Source organism: Candidatus Sericytochromatia bacterium, from assembly GCA_035285325.1.
Classification (GTDB): Bacteria; Cyanobacteriota; Sericytochromatia; order S15B-MN24; family JAQBPE01; genus JAYKJB01.
Map to the genome: position 1 here is coordinate 1 of JAYKJB010000056.1, position 17,965 is coordinate 17,965.

The following is a 17,965-nucleotide window of genomic DNA, read 5'->3' on the forward strand; positions in this document are numbered from 1 at the left end:
CGTCCGCTTAGAAGGCGGATGCTCTATCCAGCTGAGCTACGGGCGCAAAATGGAGCGGGAGACGGGACTCGAACCCGCAACAACCTGCTTGGAAGGCAGGTACTCTACCATTGAGTTACTCCCGCGAAACGGTGGAATGGTCGGGACGACTGGATTCGAACCAGCGACCCTCTGCTCCCAAAGCAGATGCGCTACCAAGCTGCGCTACGTCCCGCCGAAGCGAGTCTACAAGATGTGAGGGGGGCTGTCAAACAGGCCCGTGCAGCGTTTCACCGCTTCCCGCGAGCAGGGCGATGAAGCGATGCAGGAATTCGACTTCCTTGCGCGACATCTCCACGAAGGCGACGCCGATTCGCTGCCCCCCTTCGATCGGGCCCGCATGGATCACGCGCACGATGGCACTGATCTCGTTCTCGTCCTGACGCATCAGGAGCACACTGTGCATGCCGACCGGCGGCGCATCCGGGGCCAAGATCTCGGCGCCTCCAAAGCTGATGTTGGAAATTTCAACCGGTGCGTTGATGGTGTGTTCGGCCGAAATATAAATCAGCAACCCCGGCATGCTGACGTCATAACGAGCCTCTCGGCGGCGTTGCACCCGTCGCATCGCGCGTGGCCGTTCCAGGATGAGCACCATCACGGGCATCATCTGAACGCCGATCAGCTTGGAGGTGAAGTGATACAGCCCCTCCGGCGTGAAGACCTCGCCTTGCACGGGCGTGCCAGGTTCGGCGGCCGGCTTCTCACGCGAGGTGCTGGCCACCAGCATCGCGTCCGCCCCCATGTTGACGATGAGACCTTTGAGCGTCTCCTCGCCGATGCGCAGGCGCAGCGCTTGGTTGATGGTGATATGGTCGGCGTACATCGGAGATTCTGGCTTGGGCCGCGGCCCCGTCATCCTAACACGCCCAGCGCCGCGCGCAGGTGACCCTCGCACTTGCGAGGCGCCTCTTCAGCGACGAGGATGGGGGCATGCCCCGTCCCCGCTCACTTCCACCCGCCGCGCGTCGCCGGGCCGCCCCACTGGCCCGGCTGGCCCTGTGGTCGGGCGGTTTCTTGGGGACCTATGCGGCGGGCCTGGCCACGCTGGGGGCCTTGCAGGCGCCGGACCCTTGGATCCCCGTGGGAGCGGGGCTGCTCACGGCTGTGGTGTTTCAGGTGGTGGGGCGGAAACGCCTGGCCACTCTGGGGCCATCGCAGGCTCACCTGCGCGCCGATGAACGCCTCTCGCGGGCGCTGGACGCTGCGACCGACGCCGAGCAGGTGGCGTCGTTGGTGGCTGGCACGCTTCATCAGGTGGTGCGTCCCACGCAGGGGTTCGTTTGGTTGCTGGATGCGGAGCGTCGCGTGTATCACCTGGCCGCCTGCATCGGCTTGCCCAGCAGTTTCGATGTGCTCTCCGATGACCAGGTACGAGCCTGGCTCGCCGCGGTCGGAGGCGCGCCTGACATGACGCCCGAGGAACTCACGGCGGCGGCTGATCTCGACCACTGGTTCACCCGCCACGGTCTCAGCCTGGTGGAACCGATCGTCGCCCACGGGGGCACCGTGGCCTTGTTGATGCTGGCGGGGCGAGCGGATGGAAAGGCCTACACCAACGGGGAACGCTGGTTGGTCCAACGCATCGTGCGCGAGGCCGGTCTGGCCATTGCGATGTTGCTACTCGAACGGACGGAGCGCACCCGTCGCTCCAAGATGGACACCTTGGCCCAGCGTTACAAGGATGCCCAGCAGCGCGCGGTCACGGATGGCCTGACGGGACTGGCCACCCACGTGTATTTCAAGGAACAGCTGTGGGCCCGCTTTCACGAGGCTCGGCGCCACGCGGCCCCCTTGAGCGTGTTGCTGATCGACATCGATCATTTCAAGCGGATCAATGACAATTTCGGCCATCCCACCGGTGACGAGGTCCTGCGACAGGTCTCGCGCGTGGTGAAGGAGGCGGCGCGGGGTTACGACACGGTGGCGCGCTACGGCGGCGAGGAACTGGCGATCGCCCTGCCCCGCACCGACCTGGCCGGCGCCACCGCGCTCGCCGAGCGCATCCGCGCGGCCATCGAAGCCTTGGCCCCCCTGGATGGGCGCGGGCGTCCAATTCCCACCGTCACCGCCAGCCTGGGGGTGGCGGAACTCGGCATCAAGGACCGCGACCCGGATGACCTGATCGCACGGGCCGATGCGGCCCTCTATCTGGCCAAACACGAGGGGCGAAATCAGGTCCGACACGCGCCCGGGACCCTGGCACAGCCCACCTGAGCAGGGGGCGAGCTGACCGACCGGTCGGCTCAGTTACCGCCGCAGCAACCGGCCGGACCCGTTTCGTCGACCTCGGCCTGCATCACCATGGGCGCCGTGATGCGGCGGACGAAGTCTTCCAGGTGGTCCCCGATTTCTTCCCGGAACATGTCGTCGAGGGCCTCATCGCTCAGCTGCAGTTGCTCTTTCACGAGGCGCATCAAGACCCGGGTGCGACAGCGGTCGACCGCAATCTCACCGGCCAGGAACGTGATGTCCCGGTAAAGCTTGGCAACGATGTCGTCCTGGATGGGGGCGGTGTGCATCAGTAAACGGCCTCGACAGGGAGCAGCCTCATCAGTATCTGACCTTCCGCCTCAGGGGTCAAATGCGGGATGGCGTCCCGGTCCGTCCAGGCCTGGAGGCTGGCAAGGCTTGACTGGAATGCTGCCTCGGGAGGGTATAACGGAGTCGTCGTCCTTGTTCTTTGCCGGGGGTGCCTCTCCTTATGACTCGTCTTCTCCAAGCGACCTGCCTGGCCCTGGCCTTGCAGGCCGCGGTCGCCGCACCGGCACTGGCCAGTTCCTCCTTCGGGGCGTCCTTTGGTTTCTCGCAGGCCGATAGCGGGAATCTCGCCCGCTTCGACACCCTCCACGGCTCCTCCGCGTTCCGCTATCGTTGGGGGGCCCTGACGCCGTTCACGGATTTCGGCCTGGGGTTGGTGTCCCGCTCGCAGACCTTGTCGCCAGACCGAACCTACGTGTTCGAGACCGCCGGCGGCTCTGTCGATGCGTCCCTGAGACTCGGCCCCGTGCGCCTGGGCTCTGCGCTGGAACTGGCGTGGCTGCGCCAAATTGTGGCCGATACGGCCCAGGCGGGCACCTTGCGGTTTCACAACGGCGCCGGGTTCTTGCTTGAGCCGTACCTCGGGTTCCAATTCACGCCTGACCCGCGCAAGGACCTCACCTTGGAACTTTCCGTCCACTATCCGGTGCCATTGCCGCAGATGCGGGTGGACCCGGCCATCGGGCCTCGCGTGATGCTCACGATGTGGGTTTCGGACGATGAGGAATCGGAGGATGCCCCCGACACGAAGGCGCCAGCCACCGAATCCGATGACTCAACGGCCTCGCCGAAACCCGCGCAGACAGCACCTCGCACGCCGGCGCCCGGCAAGACGCCTCCTGTCAAATCGCGCCCCGGGCGCTGAGAGGCTGGCTGACTTGGCAGCTTGCCCGGTGGGTTGGGTGCCGAAGCTGTGACCGCAACGCTTCGGCAACTGGCCGCTTATCTCCGAAACACCCTGCCGCCTGGCCCCGAGGGGCTGGTGTGGTGGTTGACCTTGCTGGCCTCGCTCGGGGTGACCTCGGTCATTCCCCTGCTGCCGCTTTACGCGAGGGACCAGGGGGCCGACCTGCAGGCCATCGGCTGGATGGCCGCGGCCTACCTGGCGACCAATCTGGTGTTTCTTTATGGGGCCGGGCGACTCTCCGATTGGCTGGGGCGGCGTCCGCTCATGGCGGTGGGTATGCTTACCTACGCCGCTTGTTCGCTGGGGTTCCTGCTCTGGCCCTCCGCGTTGGGCTTCATTGTCCTGCGTGGCATCGAAGGCATCGCGGCGGCCTGCTTTTTGCCGGCGGCCCTCGCCTACGTGGCTGACCGCTATCCCATTTCCGAGCGGGGTCTGCGCATCAGCCAACTCGCGGTGGCGGAAAATCTCGGTCTGCTGCTCGGGCCTGCGTTCGGTGGGGCCGTCAAGACGGCCTTGGGGATGGGGGTGCTGTTCGCTTGCCTGGCGGTGATGTGCCTGATCGGCACGGCGCTGGTCTTTCGTCTCCCGGTCCCAGCGAAGCGGGAGGCTGACGTCCCTGTGCCGCCGGGGGCCCAGGGGACGCCTTCCCAGGCACCTGAGCAGCCGCCTGAGGCAACAGAGGCGAGCACCGTGACGCGGACGGGTGGGCCTTTGATGAGAAAAGGGCCGGGTTTGTGGCACTCGGTTCGCCCCTACCTGTTCGTGGGCATTTCCTGCCGGGCCGCGGCCGCAGGTTTTGCCCTCGGTTCCTACCTGACCGTCTGGCCCCTGTTCATGGCCGCGCTGGGAGCCAGCGATTGGGATGTGTCGTTTTCGTGGACGGTGTTCGCGGTGCCGTCGCTGTTTCTGGGGCCGTTTGCGGGGCGCCTGATTGACCGCGTCGGTGGGGGCCGCCCGTTGCTGTGGGGCGCCCTGTTCTCGGGGTGCGTGGTCTGCTCTTATGCGTTCTGTGCGGATGTGTCGACCTTGTTGGCCTTTTGCGCGCTGGAAGGGGTCGGATTTGCCTTCGCGTACCCTGCGGCCAACACGTTGATGGTGCAGGCGGCCCCGGAAGCGATGCGTGGGCGGATGATCGGCGCTGTGACGGCCATCCGCACCCTCGGCACGCTGATCGGGGCGCTGCTGACCCCGATCTGGTATGCCCACGGCGCTCGCCCCACCTTCTTGGGGGTGGGCGTCGTCTTGCTGGTCGGTGCCGCGACTCTGGCCCTTTGCCTGGCCTTGGATCGGCGCCAAACGGTCTCCGCGGAGGGCGCGGGCGCGCCCGTTTGAGCTCCGGAGTGGGCCATCTTGGTGAGCTGCGGATCGCCCTTCGGGCGCGGCCAGTGCTTCCTCACGAGAATTTCCGAGTGAACACTTTACTGACGTACTTAACCTTTTTATAATATATGCTTAAGCTTTACTTCTCTTTGCGTGGAGGTCCCCGATGTCTCGTTGTCTGCTCGTGGCGCCCGTGTTGGCGGCCTCTTTGATGCTTGGAAGCCTGGCGGGTTGCGGAACCGCCGGCGCACCAGCGCTGCCCCGGCAGGCTTCGGCCGCCCCGGCCGCGGTCAAGCTGCAGGCCGCTGCCCGCAAGGAAACGCGGGCGCAGGCGGAGGCCCGGGCCAAGCGTTACATCGCCGAGTTCAACGAGACGGCCTGGCGCTCGATCAACGCCCGCAGTGAGATGGTGCGCAAGATCGCGCGGACGGACTCCGATGCGGCCTACGATTTCCTGCTGCAGGAGATCGAGGATCTACAGGAGTTGCGCGGGGAGATGAAGAAGGTCACGGCTGCCGAGGCCGAGGAATATGAGGAGCTGCTGACGGAAGAACTCGATGAGATGACGCCGGATCAGCAGGTGGTCAAAGCCCGCGTGCGCAAGGCTGAATCGCTCTCGATGGACCTGGACGAGGTCACCATCCTGGAAGAGCAAGCCGCCGGCCCTTCGGCCCAGTGGGCGGGGAATGCCCGCGTGGGCAGCCGCAACCGGGTGCTCTCCGCCATTCAGGAAAGCAAGCTTTACCGCGCCGTGTCTCGTGCCTTCAAGAACACGCGGAAGAAGGTGCGTACGATCCTGCGCAGCCTGTGCCGCAAGGTGCTGTGGTGCCGTTGAGCCCGGTCTTTCTCTGAGCCCGCGACCCCGCTTCGGCGGGGTTTTGGCTTTCATCGCGGCGGTCTCGGATCAGGCGTCGGCGCTGGGCGCCTGACCGGCCCGGCGAAACCCCGGCACCCAGGCCAGCGCGATGGCCAGGGCCCCGATCGCCACGGCGTTCACGCGCAGCAGGGCAGCGGGCGCCAGATGCTCCGCCAGCATGCCGTAGACCCCGTATGACAGGGGGATCAGGCCGCTGCAGATGCTGGTCATCAGACCAAAGAACCGGCCGGCTTCGGCCGGTGGAATCCGCCCTTGGAACCAGGCGATCGTCACGACGTTGACCCCTCCCATGCAGAGGCCGGCCAGCGCCAGCGCGGCCAGATGCAGCGGAAAGCTGGGCCATTGCCCCATGGCGGCGATCGCCAGCGCCACCCCGGCAATGCCACCCGCCACCCACGGGAACGGTCGGCGGACGCGCAGCCGGGTGGCCAGGGCCAGTGCGGCGAGCAGCATGCCCAGCCCCAGCGCACCTTCCATCCAGCCCAGTCCCGCTGCGCCGACCTGAAAGACCTCCCGCGCGAAATAGGGCATGAACAGGATCACCGGCATGGTGAAGATGTTGACGGTGGCAAAGCACGTCAGCACACCGGCCACGGTGGGGTCCAGGCGCAGCAAGCGAAACCCGCCCCGGCTGGCGGCCAGGAAGGACTCGGCTGCGGGGCCCGGCGGGAGGCCCTGGCGAGGCAAACCGGCCAGCAGCAGCCCTGACAGCAAGAAACTGCCGGCGTTGAGGGCGAAGGCCCCCGCGCTGCCTGCTCCCGCCACCAGCAGGCCACCCAGCACGGGGCCTGCCAACGACGCGCCATGCTGGCTGCTCTCCATCCAGGAGGTGGCCCGCATCACCTGCGAGGACGACACGACGCTCGGCAAGGTGGCCAGGGCTGCGGGCGCGAAGAGGGTGGTCAGCGCGGACAGGCAGGCACTGGCCAGCAGGGCCACGGGAACGGTCAGGGCCCCGTGCCAGGCCAGCCAGGCCAGGGCCGCCACCACCCCGGCGCGCGCCAGGTCCGAGAGCACCATCAGCCTGCGCCGTTCGACCCGATCCGCCAGGGTTCCGGCCAGCGGACCCAGCAAGACGGCCGGCAGGGTCGAGGCGATCAAGACGGCACCGGTCTGTGCCACCGAGCCGGTTTGCACCATGGTCCACCACATCAGCGCCAGCTGATGCAGGCGATCGCCCAGCTGGCTGACGGTGTGCGCCAGCCACAACTTCAGAAAACCGGGGGTGCGCAGCAGCGATGCGTCAGCGGGCGCGTCACTCACGAGGGTTGCCGCCGGTCGATCACGCGAATGACCTTGCCCGTGCGCCCGACGCGCTCAAGCCCCCCGGCGGGGACGATTTCGAGCGACCAGTTCAGGGGGGCAAGGCCAGGAACTCGCGCCTCCAGGGAGCTTTTCAGGGCACCGATGACAGGGTCTTCCGCTGGCCTCGGCGCCAGGCTCTCCACGCGTACCGTCACGCGTGGGTCATCCGCCAGAATCAACTGCGGGCTGGCCGAAAAGGCCCCGTGTTCAGCCACCACCGCTTGAATTTCGCCGTAATTCAGGCGCGCGTCCGCCACGGAGACGAGGTCCTCGACCCGACCGGTGAGTTCGAAGCGAGGGGCCTGTGCACCGCAGGCACAGGGTTCCGGCAGCCAGCGCGCCAGGTCTCCCACGTGGTAGCGCAACAGCGGCATGACCCGTCGATTCAGGCTGGTGATGAGCACCTCGCCCACCTTCCCGGCGGGGCAGGGCTGTCCCGTCTGCGGGTCCAGAATCTCCAGATAGACGTGGTCGTCGTGGACGTGGTGGACGTTGCCGGTGCAATGCGAACAGGCATAGCCCATCGGGCCCGCATCCACCCCGCCATAGCCGATCGAGGCGATCCGCGTGATGCCCAGCGTCTCGCGCAGACGCTGGCGTTCGGAGGCATGAAAGGGCTCCCCGGCGTAGTAGACCTGCCGGATCGTGATGCCCTCGGGCGCCTTGGCGACCTCTGCCAACACGGCCTGCACGTAGGTAGACAGCCCCATGACGGTGTCGATCTGGAACTGCCGCAAGCAGGTCAGGACGCTCTCGATGGGGGCGAAATGCGTCAGGGGGAAGGAGTTGGCCCCCACCAGCTCCAGCACCCGGTTGAGGCTCAGGAAGGAGCCGTAGAGGTCACCTGCAAAGAACAGATTGGCCACCTTTTGCCCGGGTCTGAGCCCGGCCATCCAGGCCCCCCGAGCGGCCCGCGCCATATCGGCCTCATAGTCGTCGTAGCCGTAGATGGACAGCTTGGGGTCACCACTGCTGCCGCCCGTGCGCAGCCAGTGCCCGCCGCCCTCAGGGGCCGGCGCACAGGTCAGCAGCGCATCTCCCGCCGGCGGGGTGTGGGCGACCAGATCCGCCTTGCGCAGCTGAGGCAAGGCCAGCCAATCGGTCTCGTCCTTCAGCGGGACCCCGGGCAGGCGGTCCCGCCAGTAAGGACTGTCCGGCAGAATGCTCTCCACCAGACGGCGCCGTCGCGCCCAGCTGGTGCGTTCCGCCTGTGTCCGGGTGACCAGAAAATGCCCATCGGGAAATTGCGTGCGCTCGGGGAGGTCGAGCGATATCCAGCGCACCAATTCGCCGAGGCCGTAGACGCCGTCGTGCGGTTCTCCGGGCGCCCCGCCGCTCATTTCGCCCGTGCGTGTCACCCGATGCACGCCGGCGGCCAGCAGCGCCTGAGCCAGTGGCCCGAGACGGGCGGGGGCCACGCGCAGCCCGACCGTCTGCAAGTAGGCCCGCCAGCGTGCCAGCTGGGGAATCGCCAGCGCCAGGTCTTGCACCGGCTTGATGGCAACCGTGCGATAGAGCGGTGACAGCTCGAATTCGGGAGAGGGGTCGACCAGCATGGTCCAGCTTTGGGTCCTGCCGGGACGGGTCGGTACCACCAAGCGGGGGCCACCGAGCAGTTCTCGGGCGATCGCCAGTTCACGTTCCTTGGTGATCTCGGCCTTCTCATGGAGATCGAGCGTTCCCATCGGCAGCTCGTCCGCCAGGCGATCCAGGGCCTCGCTCAGGGCCGCGACGAAGCGCGGCGTGAGCGCGCCTTCCGGGTCCTCCAGGTAGATCGCCTGAGCGCTGGAACAGGCATTCTGATCCCAGAGCGCGACGTCTCGGGCGGCCTCCGCGGCGGCCTGCTGCAGACCGTCTCCTTGCAGGGTGTCTGCACCGAGCAGCGCCATCGACACCTTGGGCCCATAGGCAATCAGGCGGGCCTGCGGGCCGAGGGACTGACGGTAGGTCGCTACCACCTCATCCCCCCCCCAGACCACGACGGCGTCCACTTCCTGCAGAAATTGAGGGTGCAGCGCCTCGCGCTCACCGCTCCAGCTCAGGACGGCCAGGGCGGAGCGCAGCAGGCCCTCCGGGTCGCAGTCCCGGAGCGTCTCGGCAAAGCGCAGCGGTAAGGTGGTGGCGGCGCTGGCGGCCTTGAGCAGGTTGACGTTGCGCGCCAGCAGGCCCTCGACCACGGACAGCACGCCGGTGGTCGAGACGTTGCCGCTGGCCACGTGGAGCACCACCCCGCGTGGGACGGCCCGTTGCAGCAGGGGACACCCCGCGCGGCGATGCCAGGTGTCGACGGCATCGGCCCGGCCCCATTCCGCCCGTAGCTTGCCTTCCAGAAACGGGCGCGTCAGCGCCAGGTGCAGGCCGGTGAGTTCGAGGGCGACCATCTCTCGAGAGAAGCCGATCTCACCCGGTAAAACCTCCAGCAAGCTGCCGTGCAGGGGGCCGCCAGGTACAAAGCGCTGCCCCACGCGTTCCAGGATGCCCAGCACGTCCTCGATCGGGACGGCCGCCACCGCCTCGCGAGCGGCTCGGGCTTCCCGCAACAGCTCGGCCACCCGCTCCGGGGTGAGGTGGCCACTCAGAGGACGACCAAAGGTCAGATGGGTTCGAGACACGGTGGGCTTCCTCGGGGGATGGGATGGCTGAGGTTCGCGGGGGGAGGCGAGAGAGGGACCGGTTCGCACGTACCGTCGCAGCGGCCAGGTCCGGTTCAGGAGAGCAACTGGGTGGCCTGAATGGCGCAGCCCTTATTTTTCTTGGTGCCGAGCCGGCCGTGCAGTTCGATCGTGGCGGTGTTGCGGCCACACGGGCAGCCGTGACGGCGGATGGCCAGGTCGCTGGTCAGCAGAGAAATAGCGGGCATGGAAAGCAGGTAGGGCGTCAGCAGGTTCAGAAAGCCGGCCTCCCCATCCGGGAGTGGGGCCAGGGTCTCGACATCGCGCACGATCGCCCGGGCGAAGTGCGACACGTGAAATCGATGCGCGGCGCACTCCAGGTAGGGTACGCCGTGTTCCACCAGGCCGTAGCCGTCCCGCTGATTGGCTTCGGGAATGCCCAGGGCGGCGGCCACCTCCGCGCGGAAGACCTGTTTGGGAATGGCCTCCTGCTCATTTTTCTTCCACCCTCCACCGGTCAGCACCCAGCTGGCGGGGCCCAGGGCCAGAGGCGGCAGTCCTTGCTCGCGTCGCCACGCCAGCAGGCGGTGCAGGAATGCCGGAAAGCCGATGATGCGGACCGGCAAGCCTTCCTCGGCATAGGCCTCCAGACGGGCATTGGTCTGTGCCACATCGAAGGCCCAGTCCTGGGCCTCTTGGTTCCAGCGCAGCGCGTACCAGCAAGCCTGCACGGCCGTGAAACCGGTCATGTAGTGATCGGTGTAGGACGTGCCCCGCGTGCTGGCGTGAGCCGGGTCGTGCGCGAAGATCAGGTAGTTCACGGGCTGGTCGCGCTGCACCATTCCCATGGCCTCGAAACAGCGGTCCACCGTGGCCAGCCCGCGGGCGAGCGAGCCCTCATCGAAGAAAATCTGACTCTTCTGTCCGGTGGTGCCGCTGCTCGTCAGCGTCAATTTCACGTCGTCGTGCGCCACCGAGAGCAGCTCGTGATGCTTGAGCGTGTTGACGAACAGCCAGGGCACCTGGGCCAGGTCTGCCGGCACGACGAGCGCCTCCGGTGAGAAGCCGTGGCGGGCACACAAGGCCTGGTAGAAGGGGCTGGCTGCCGCGTGATGGCGCACCGCCTCGCGCATGGCCCCAAGGAACAGGGCGTCTTTGCTGTCTGAAAGCTCGTAAGGTTCCGCGGCCGCCATCAAGGCGGTCAGTTGGGTGGATGCGGCAGGCGCTGACATCGTGGGCTCCTCTGGCCCTCATGATACCCGCCTGTGCGTCGGCTTCCGACGCGATTCGCTCAGAACTTGGTCTTGCCGAACATGCCCATTCCCTCCACTCTCCGCGCCACCCGGCGCCCACAAGAGGGAGGTCTGTTCCAAACGTTCCAAGCCGGTTCCAAGCCCGGTTTCAATGGTTAATAAGGCGTTAAATTACTCGTCCTGGGCGAGGGTCTCGTCGCGCACCCCCTGGAACTTGCCGGTCACGGAGACCCGTGGAATGCCGTTTTGCGGGTAGAGTTCCACACGCACGGGGGCCAGGCTGCCGGTTCCAATCAATCTGGCCAGGTCCGGTTTGCTGCGCAGCAAGGCCTCGGCCAGACGCTCGGCCAGGCCCGGGTCGGCCTCCGGTTCCAGCACCTCCACCCGCAGGCAGAGGACTTCTCGTCCGGCCTGGCGCTGTTTGACCAGCTGCACCGCCTGGCCCACCGGGGCAACCGTGGCCAGGGCCGCCAGGGCCTCGGCCCGGGTCAGCGTGGCATATCCCAGGCGCAGGGCGTCGTCGGCGCGGCCGAGCAGGTCGAAGACCGGGGTCTTGCGCCCACAGGGGCAGTCCGCACCGACCCAGCGCGCCCGGTCACCCACCCGGTAGCGGATCACGGGTTGCAGGTGGCGATCGAGGTTGGTGACCAGCAACTCGCCAGGCTCTCCCGGGCCGACGGGCCCGCCATGGTCCGGATCGACGATTTCCAGCCAGACGTGGTCACTCAAGACGTGGTGGTGGCCTGGCGGACTGGCCGGGCAGGCGTGTCCCATCAAGCCGGAATCGACCGCGCCGTAGCCGGCGGAGGCGATCACCCGCACGCCCAGTTCCCGCACGAGGCGCTGGCGGTCTTCCGGATGCAGGTGTTCGCCTGCATAGAAAATCTTCTCGATGCGGGCGCCGCGGGCAGCGATCGCCGGCATCACCTGCAACAGGCGCGAGGGAAAGCCCACCAGCACGTTGAGCCCGAAGCGCGTCACGCCATCGGCCACCACCTCCGCGTCCGCCGAGGCCGTGTAGGGGAAGTTCAGACAGCCCATCGTTTCGAGCAGGCGATCCACGAATTTGAATGACGCGTACAGGCTGCCCGCGGCGAACAGGTTGGCGACGCGGTCCTCAGGAGCCAGACCGGCCGCCCGATACGTGCGGCTGAACAGCGGCATGGCCGCCGCGAACTCCGCGTGCGAGTAGATCGAGAACTTGGGGTCGCCGGTGCTTCCCCCACTGCGAAACACCAGCGCGTCGGTCAGCGGCCCCGTCAGGGCTTCGTGGGAACGGGGCGGGCTGGCGGCCACCCAGGTTGCCTTGTCGAGGGGGGCGAGATGAGCCAGCGTTGGCAGGCCCAGCGGCGTCCCCGCGGGACAATCGGCCAGGCGCGCGCGATACAGGGGGGCCTGCCGGGCTCGCGTGAGCAGGGCCCCCAGCCGGGTGTCGATCCAGCGCTCGCGAGCCTCTCGCTCCCAGCTCTCCACCGGATCGAAGGCGTCCACCGCGTCATTCATCCGTGACGGGGTCTTGCATCTGCACGACCAGGTTGCGGAATTCGGTATTCATCAAATAGGCGTCCAGGAATTTGCGGTCGCGCGGGGTCAGTTGCACGTTCGAAAAGTTCAAGGGCAGGGTCGAGCGAGCAAAGATCAGGTAATCGCTGCGCTGGTCACCGGTGTGGGCCATGCCGGGAAAGTAGGCACAGGGCAAAAACTCGGCTGACAGGGCCGCCCGCTGGTGGGTGGGTTCGTAGGCGCTGATCAGCACCTCCAGGTAGTCGATGCCGACGCTCCGCCCGGTTTCGAACACCATCTCGAACACGTGGGTGAGGTGCTGCACCTCCGCCCGGTCCACTTCCAGGGCCCGCAGCACCCCGTGGCCGTCCTTGCCGTCGTGGTTGACGAAGGCCTTGACCTGTCCGTGGTCGGCGATGAACAGGTGGGTGGGTTGATGGAATGGGAAAAAATCCATCAGCAGTGAGCCTTGGGAGCGACATCGCATCAGCGCCTCGGGCACGAGCTCACCGCGTTCGACACGCAGGCGCAGCCGATCGCTGATGGGCGTGATTTCAGCTGGTTCCAGCTCGTAGGAATCGCGCACGATCTCGTAGAAACCGGCCACCTCCGGGATCAAGCGTGGCGTGGGTCGGCGGGCGCCGAAGGCGTCCGGATGAAACAGCGCCTTCAGCCCGTGCGTCTCATAGTGCGTGGTCCGGTGGACATTGGGAAAGATGCCCAAGCTCATGAAGCCGAGTTTGCGCAGCAGCGCGTCGGGCCCCATGGTGCGCGTGCGGGTCGTCGCGTAGATCACGTCGCAGCAACGCGGTTCCCGGTACATCAGGTGTTCGATACCCAACCGGATCGAGGCTTCCGCCAGGCCATCCCGTCGCCAGGCCTGCTCGGTGGCCGCTGCAAAGACCTTGGCGTGTCGTTCCCGCAGGTCGAACTGGAAAATGACCGAACTGACCAGTTGCCCCGCCTCGTGTTCCGCCACGATCCAAAGACAGGCTGGGTCCCTCAGGGCCTCTTCCCGCTGGGTGCGCAGGTTCACAATCGGCAGGGAATAGGTGCCCTGGTAGACCCGATGATACAGTTGCCAGATGGCTTCGGCGTCGTCTGGCCGGGCGCGCCGAAGTCGCACCGAGCGCCCACTTGGCACCGCATGATGGGTCTCGATTTCCAAACTGGGCCAGTGTTCTGTCATGGGCTGCATTATAGCAGGGCCCTCGCAGCGTGCAGCGCCCCCCGTCTCCCCGCGTCCACGGACGATGGCCGCTCTCTTGACAGCACCCTGATGGGCCGGTGAGGGGTGAATTTCGGAGCGGTTCGGGTACAGTGGAAGCAGTTGTTGGATTGGCCCGATCTACCTATGGCTCACCTACTCCGCCTCCCTCTCCAAGTGCCTTCCCTCGAGCGGCGTCCGGGCTGCGCGAGGCGCTCTTCGGTACGGAAGACTGCGCGACCTGGCTTCAGCTTGGTCGAGATGGCCGTGGTCATCACCATCGTCGGGACCTTGGCGGCCATTGCCATTCCCTCCTACCAGAGTTCTCAAGACAAGGCGCGCAACGCCGCCATGCAGGGGAACGTCAAAACCGTTGCCACCGCGCTGGTCCAGTACGCCGCCGAGAACGATGGCTCCTTCCCTCGCAGTCCGGACGCGCAGGACACCGACAGAGGGGCCGCGCCCTACTCCCCCAGTGCCATCGGTCTGGCCAACTACCTGGTGGGAGGAAGCCTGCCATCCAACCCCTGGTCGACCATTGTCCAGGAGGAATTCACGGCGCCCAACGGGGCGCCCGTGGTCATCAATTCGGCCACAGAACTGGCGACCGAGGATGGTTTCGCCAAGCGACCGGGGTCCTACATCGGAAACGGCCAACTGCCCGTGGATGGGACGCCCCTCACGACGGATTGGGGCGTGTATCTGTACAGTCGCGATGCGGAGAACCAGGTCACGCTGCTCTACGGCATCGGCAAGAAACTGGACGATGCGATCGTGGCGGGCAGCCATGCCAACGAGACCGGCAACGCCGGCGGCGGTGGCGGTCCCTGAAGGACGCCCTGCGACGCCCCACCCCTGAACACTCCGACCAACGCCTGGAGGATGGGGTCACCTGCTGACCCCCACGCCTCCCACTCGGGGGCTGAACGCGGCGCCTTGTGTGGTATAGTTGTCGCTTGCTCAGGCCCCACAAGTGGGATCCGGTCGCGGCGGGGCCTTCAGGAGATTCGTCATGGATCGTGAATCGCGGCGCAAGCTGTACCGCCAGATGGTGCTCATCCGGCAGTTCGAAGAGAAGTGTGCCGAGCTGTATGCGGGGGCCCAGATTGGCGGCTTCCTGCACCTTTACATCGGGGAAGAGGCCGTGGCGGTGGGCGCCATCCACGCGTTGGGGCCTGACGACGACGTGGTGACCCATTACCGGGATCACGGCCACGCCCTCGCGCGGGGCATCGAGGCGGCTCCCTTGATGGCGGAACTGTGTGGCCGCGCGACCGGCGTCTGCAAGGGGCGAGGCGGCTCGATGCACCTGGCGGATATCAAGCGCCGGATGTGGGGCGGCTATGCCATCGTCGGGGGGCACCTGCCGGTGGCGGTGGGTCTTGCGCACGCCCATCAGTTCCGTCAGTCGGGTGGGGTCACCATGTGCTTCTTCGGGGATGCCGCCACCGACATCGGCGAGTTCCACGAAGCCATGAACTTTGCTCAACTCTGGCGCTTGCCGATCGTGTTCGTCTGTGAAAACAACCTGTACGGCATGGGCGTGCCGATCGCGATGAACTCCGCCATGCAACAGATTGTCGAGAAGGCGCGGGCTTATGGCATGCCGGCGGAACGCTGCGACGGCATGGACGTCGAAAACGTTCACGAAGTCGTTTCCGCGGCGGTGGCGCACGCGCGGGCCGGCCGGGGACCATTCTTTATTGAAGCGATGACCTACCGCTTCCGCGGCCATTCGATGGCGGACCCGGAACTGTACCGGGAGAAGGCGGAGGTCGAGGCCTGGAAGCAACGCGACCCGATCCAGACCTTCAAGGCCCGCCTGGTACGCGCCAAAGTGCTGAGCCAGAGTGCGGCCGACCAGCTGGAACGGGAGGTCTCCGAGGAAGTGGAAGCCGCCGCGCGCTTTGCGCTGGAGAGCCCCTTCCCCGATGAATCCACCTTGTTCGACGACATCTACACGCCCGTTGGCGCCAGCGCCTAGGGCCTTTTGAGAGGCCATCCATGCCAGTCATCACGTACCGCGAGGCGCTGCGTCAAGCCATCGCCGAGGAAATGCGTCGCGACCCTGCCGTCTGGATTCTGGGGCAGAACATCGCGGCTTATGGCGGCACCTATGCCGTCACCAAGGGGCTGTTCGATGAATTCGGCCCGGAGAGGGTCCGCGACACCCCGATCGCTGAAGCCGGTATCATCGGGCTGGCGGCCGGGTCGGCGATGGGGGGCACCCGCCCCATCGCGGAAATCATGAGCATCAACTTCACGCTGGTCGCGATCGACCAGATCGTCAACCACGCGGCCAAGATGCGCCACATGTTCGGGGGCCAGTGGTCGGTGCCGATGGTGATTCGCACCTCCTCCGGCTACGGCATGCTGGCAGCCACCCACTCGCAGACGTTCGAGAACTGGTATGCCTACGTGCCGGGGCTCAAGGTCGTGATGCCGGCGACCCCCTACGACGCAAAGGGCATGCTCAAGGCCGCCATCCGCGATGCTGACCCCGTCATGTTCATCGAACACTCCAATCTGTACGGTCAGAAGGGAGAGGTTCCTGAAGGGGATTACACCGTGCCGCTCGACCGGGCCGAGATCAAACGGGCGGGAGACCAGGTGACGCTGGTCGCCTGGTCGAGCATGCTCAAGCCTTGTCTCAATGTGGCCGAGACCTTGGCCCAACAGGGCGTCTCGGTCGAGGTCATCGACATGCGCGCCCTGCGTCCGCTCGACACGGCGACGGTGGTCCAATCCGTGAAGAAGACCAGCCGCTGCGTGGTGGTGGAAGAAGGCTGGCGCACGCTGGGCATCGGGGGGGAGATTGCCGCCCGGGTGTCCGAAGAGGCCTTCGATTGGCTGGATGCGCCGGTGGGGCGGGTCGCGGGCAAGGAGGTTCCGATGCCCTACGCCAAGAACCTGGAAAAGCTCTGCATCCCCAGCGAGGCGGACATTCTCGCCGCCTGTCGGGCGACGCTCTGAATTGGCGTCCCCCACGGCACTCGCGAATCCGTCTGGAGGTTGACGATGGCAAGTAACATTTTGATGCCCAAAATGGGCTACGACATGGAAGAAGGCAAGCTCCTGCGCTGGTTGAAAGCGGAGGGAGAGCCGGTCGCCAAGGGGGAGGCGGTGGCCGAGATCGAGACCGACAAGGTCGCGATCGAGATCGAGGCCTTCGCTGCGGGGACGCTCGCCAAGGTGCTGGTGGGACCCGGAGAAATGGCCAAAGTGGGCGCCCCGATCGGGGTCATCGCGGAACCCGGTGAGAAAGTGGCGGATGTGGCCGCCTCGGCCGCGCCTGTCGCGCCATCAGCCGCCGCGGCTGCCGCGCCGGCCGTTGCCCCCGCTGCACCTGTCGCACCGACCTCGCCCCCTGCGCCGCCGGCGCCCCCCACCGGAGCCCCCTTGGCCTCGGTTGCTGCCCCGGCTCCCACATCGGCGCCGCAGGATGCCGGCGCGCGTCGATTCGCGTCTCCCCTGGCGCGCAAGGTGGCACGCGAGCGGGGCCTTGATCTGGGTTCTGTGGTGGGAACGGGGCCTGCGGGTCGCATCGTGCGCCGTGATGTCGAGGCGGCTCTGGCGGCTGCTCCCGCCGCTGTTGCCGGGGCGCCTGCCCCGTCGGTCGCGTCGGTCGCCCCGTCCGTTTCCCAGCCTGCGCCGCCCGTCGGACTGCCGGGACGCCGGGAGCCGCTGACGGGCATGCGCAAGGCGATCGCCCGGCGCATGGTCGAGTCGATGTCACCGATTCCCCATTTCTACGTGACGATGGCCGTTTCCATGGACGCAGCCATGGCCCTGCGAGAGCAGATCAACGCGGGGCTTGAGAAGGCGGATCGCATTTCAGTCAATGACTTGGTGGTCAAGGCCTGTGCGGTGGCGCTGCGCAAGCAACCCCTCCTGAATGCTCGCTGGGACGAGGATGCGATCTTCCACCCGGCCGGCGTGGCCATCAGCGTGGCCGTGGCCTTGCCTGATGGCCTGATTGCGCCGGACATCCACGATGCCGATCTCAAGTCGGTCGGGGCGATCGGGCGAGAAATTCGGGAAAAAGCCCAGCGCGCCAAGAATGGCCAGCTGGCGCCGGACGAATATGGGCGTGGGACTTTCACCGTCAGCAACCTGGGCATGTTTGGCGTCGAGGCTTTCACGGCCATCGTGACGCCGCCGCAGAGTGCGGCGATCGCCGTGGGGGCGGTTCAAGCCGAACCGGTGGTGCGAGAGGGCGCGCTGGCCGTGGGCCAGGTGATGCGATTCACCGTCTCGGCGGACCACCGCATCACCGATGGCGCCGTCTCCGCTCAGTTCGCAGCGGAAGTGAAGCGTCTGCTCGAACATCCGCTTCAGTTGTTGGTGTGACGGCATCCCCGTGGGCGCCCGCCTTCCGGCAGGGCGCCTCGCGGTGTGACC

General features: G+C 66.7%; 15 protein-coding genes and 2 tRNA genes. 8 read left to right on the forward strand and 9 right to left on the reverse strand.

Annotation, left to right across the window (positions count from 1 at the left end):
• Window positions 1-50: 50 nt before the first annotated feature.
• From VKP62_06945 to VKP62_06955, 3 genes are all read right to left on the reverse strand, one after another.
• Window positions 51-125, reverse strand: a tRNA-Gly gene (locus tag VKP62_06945).
• A 12-nt stretch (window positions 126-137) separates the two neighbouring features.
• Window positions 138-214: transfer RNA gene (locus VKP62_06950), tRNA-Pro, on the reverse strand.
• A gap of 33 nt (window positions 215-247) precedes the next feature.
• Window positions 248-865: a PilZ domain-containing protein gene (locus VKP62_06955; protein MEB3196927.1), complete on the reverse strand. Its 618-nt coding sequence runs from the start codon at window positions 863-865 to the stop codon at window positions 248-250.
• A 107-nt stretch (window positions 866-972) separates the two neighbouring features.
• On the opposite strand from VKP62_06955, the gene VKP62_06960 reads away from it, so the two are divergent.
• Window positions 973-2,256: a GGDEF domain-containing protein gene (locus VKP62_06960; GenBank protein MEB3196928.1), complete on the forward strand. Its 1,284-nt coding sequence runs from the start codon at window positions 973-975 to the stop codon at window positions 2,254-2,256.
• Window positions 2,257-2,285: 29 nt separating this feature from the next.
• Here the strand turns inward: VKP62_06960 and VKP62_06965 are convergent, their stop codons facing one another.
• Entirely contained in the window at window positions 2,286-2,561 is a 276-nt protein-coding gene (locus tag VKP62_06965) for a hypothetical protein (GenBank protein ID MEB3196929.1), read from the reverse strand.
• Between the two features lie 182 nt (window positions 2,562-2,743).
• On the opposite strand from VKP62_06965, the gene VKP62_06970 reads away from it, so the two are divergent.
• From VKP62_06970 to VKP62_06980, 3 genes are all read left to right on the forward strand, one after another.
• The gene (locus VKP62_06970; GenBank protein ID MEB3196930.1) at window positions 2,744-3,445 is read left to right on the forward strand and encodes a hypothetical protein; all 702 of its coding nucleotides are present in this window, start codon (window positions 2,744-2,746) and stop codon (window positions 3,443-3,445) included.
• 48 nt (window positions 3,446-3,493) lie between these two features.
• Window positions 3,494-4,819 (forward strand): MFS transporter, encoded by a 1,326-nt coding sequence (locus VKP62_06975; protein MEB3196931.1) that lies wholly within the window; start codon window positions 3,494-3,496, stop codon window positions 4,817-4,819.
• 154 nt (window positions 4,820-4,973) lie between these two features.
• The gene (locus VKP62_06980) at window positions 4,974-5,642 is read left to right on the forward strand and encodes a hypothetical protein (GenBank protein ID MEB3196932.1); all 669 of its coding nucleotides are present in this window, start codon (window positions 4,974-4,976) and stop codon (window positions 5,640-5,642) included.
• A 69-nt stretch (window positions 5,643-5,711) separates the two neighbouring features.
• Here the strand turns inward: VKP62_06980 and VKP62_06985 are convergent, their stop codons facing one another.
• The 5 genes from VKP62_06985 to VKP62_07005 form a co-directional block, all read right to left on the reverse strand.
• Window positions 5,712-6,947, reverse strand: a complete 1,236-nt coding sequence (locus tag VKP62_06985; protein MEB3196933.1) for an MFS transporter — start codon at window positions 6,945-6,947, stop codon at window positions 5,712-5,714.
• The gene (locus VKP62_06990) at window positions 6,944-9,601 is read right to left on the reverse strand and encodes an acyl-CoA reductase (protein MEB3196934.1); all 2,658 of its coding nucleotides are present in this window, start codon (window positions 9,599-9,601) and stop codon (window positions 6,944-6,946) included. The genes VKP62_06985 and VKP62_06990 overlap by 4 nt, the downstream gene beginning before the upstream one ends.
• A 95-nt stretch (window positions 9,602-9,696) precedes the next feature.
• The gene (locus tag VKP62_06995; GenBank protein MEB3196935.1) at window positions 9,697-10,833 is read right to left on the reverse strand and encodes an acyl-protein synthase; all 1,137 of its coding nucleotides are present in this window, start codon (window positions 10,831-10,833) and stop codon (window positions 9,697-9,699) included.
• A 192-nt stretch (window positions 10,834-11,025) separates the two neighbouring features.
• Window positions 11,026-12,345, reverse strand: coding sequence for an AMP-binding protein (locus tag VKP62_07000; protein ID MEB3196936.1), 1,320 nt, complete (start codon window positions 12,343-12,345; stop codon window positions 11,026-11,028).
• A 4-nt stretch (window positions 12,346-12,349) separates the two neighbouring features.
• Window positions 12,350-13,546 (reverse strand): GNAT family N-acetyltransferase, encoded by a 1,197-nt coding sequence (locus VKP62_07005; GenBank protein MEB3196937.1) that lies wholly within the window; start codon window positions 13,544-13,546, stop codon window positions 12,350-12,352.
• 165 nt (window positions 13,547-13,711) lie between these two features.
• Between VKP62_07005 and VKP62_07010 the strand changes: the two genes are divergently transcribed.
• From VKP62_07010 to VKP62_07025, 4 genes are all read left to right on the forward strand, one after another.
• The gene (locus VKP62_07010) at window positions 13,712-14,395 is read left to right on the forward strand and encodes a prepilin-type N-terminal cleavage/methylation domain-containing protein (GenBank protein MEB3196938.1); all 684 of its coding nucleotides are present in this window, start codon (window positions 13,712-13,714) and stop codon (window positions 14,393-14,395) included.
• A gap of 181 nt (window positions 14,396-14,576) precedes the next feature.
• Window positions 14,577-15,548 (forward strand): pyruvate dehydrogenase (acetyl-transferring) E1 component subunit alpha, encoded by a 972-nt coding sequence (pdhA, locus tag VKP62_07015; protein MEB3196939.1) that lies wholly within the window; start codon window positions 14,577-14,579, stop codon window positions 15,546-15,548.
• A 20-nt stretch (window positions 15,549-15,568) separates the two neighbouring features.
• Window positions 15,569-16,537 carry an alpha-ketoacid dehydrogenase subunit beta gene (locus VKP62_07020; GenBank protein ID MEB3196940.1) on the forward strand — a complete coding sequence of 323 codons (969 nt, stop codon included), beginning with the start codon at window positions 15,569-15,571 and terminating at the stop codon, window positions 16,535-16,537.
• A 45-nt stretch (window positions 16,538-16,582) separates the two neighbouring features.
• A complete protein-coding gene (locus VKP62_07025; GenBank protein ID MEB3196941.1) occupies window positions 16,583-17,914 on the forward strand; it encodes a dihydrolipoamide acetyltransferase family protein in 1,332 nt (443 codons plus the stop codon).
• Window positions 17,915-17,965 lie beyond the last annotated feature (51 nt).

Bases quoted from the DNA above. Each gene is read 5' to 3' on its own strand.
- VKP62_06960 (MEB3196928.1), top strand. From the start codon at position 973: ATGCCCCGTCCCCGCTCACTTCCACCCGCCGCGCGTCGCCGGGCCGCC.
- VKP62_07005 (MEB3196937.1), bottom strand. From the start codon at position 13,546: ATGACAGAACACTGGCCCAGTTTGGAAATCGAGACCCATCATGCGGTG.
- VKP62_06970 (MEB3196930.1), top strand. From the start codon at position 2,744: ATGACTCGTCTTCTCCAAGCGACCTGCCTGGCCCTGGCCTTGCAGGCC.
- VKP62_06955 (MEB3196927.1), bottom strand. From the start codon at position 865: ATGTACGCCGACCATATCACCATCAACCAAGCGCTGCGCCTGCGCATC.
- pdhA (MEB3196939.1), top strand. From the start codon at position 14,577: ATGGATCGTGAATCGCGGCGCAAGCTGTACCGCCAGATGGTGCTCATC.
- VKP62_06965 (MEB3196929.1), bottom strand. From the start codon at position 2,561: ATGCACACCGCCCCCATCCAGGACGACATCGTTGCCAAGCTTTACCGG.
- VKP62_06995 (MEB3196935.1), bottom strand. From the start codon at position 10,833: ATGTCAGCGCCTGCCGCATCCACCCAACTGACCGCCTTGATGGCGGCC.
- VKP62_06980 (MEB3196932.1), top strand. From the start codon at position 4,974: ATGTCTCGTTGTCTGCTCGTGGCGCCCGTGTTGGCGGCCTCTTTGATG.
- VKP62_07020 (MEB3196940.1), top strand. From the start codon at position 15,569: ATGCCAGTCATCACGTACCGCGAGGCGCTGCGTCAAGCCATCGCCGAG.
- VKP62_07010 (MEB3196938.1), top strand. From the start codon at position 13,712: ATGGCTCACCTACTCCGCCTCCCTCTCCAAGTGCCTTCCCTCGAGCGG.
- VKP62_07025 (MEB3196941.1), top strand. From the start codon at position 16,583: ATGGCAAGTAACATTTTGATGCCCAAAATGGGCTACGACATGGAAGAA.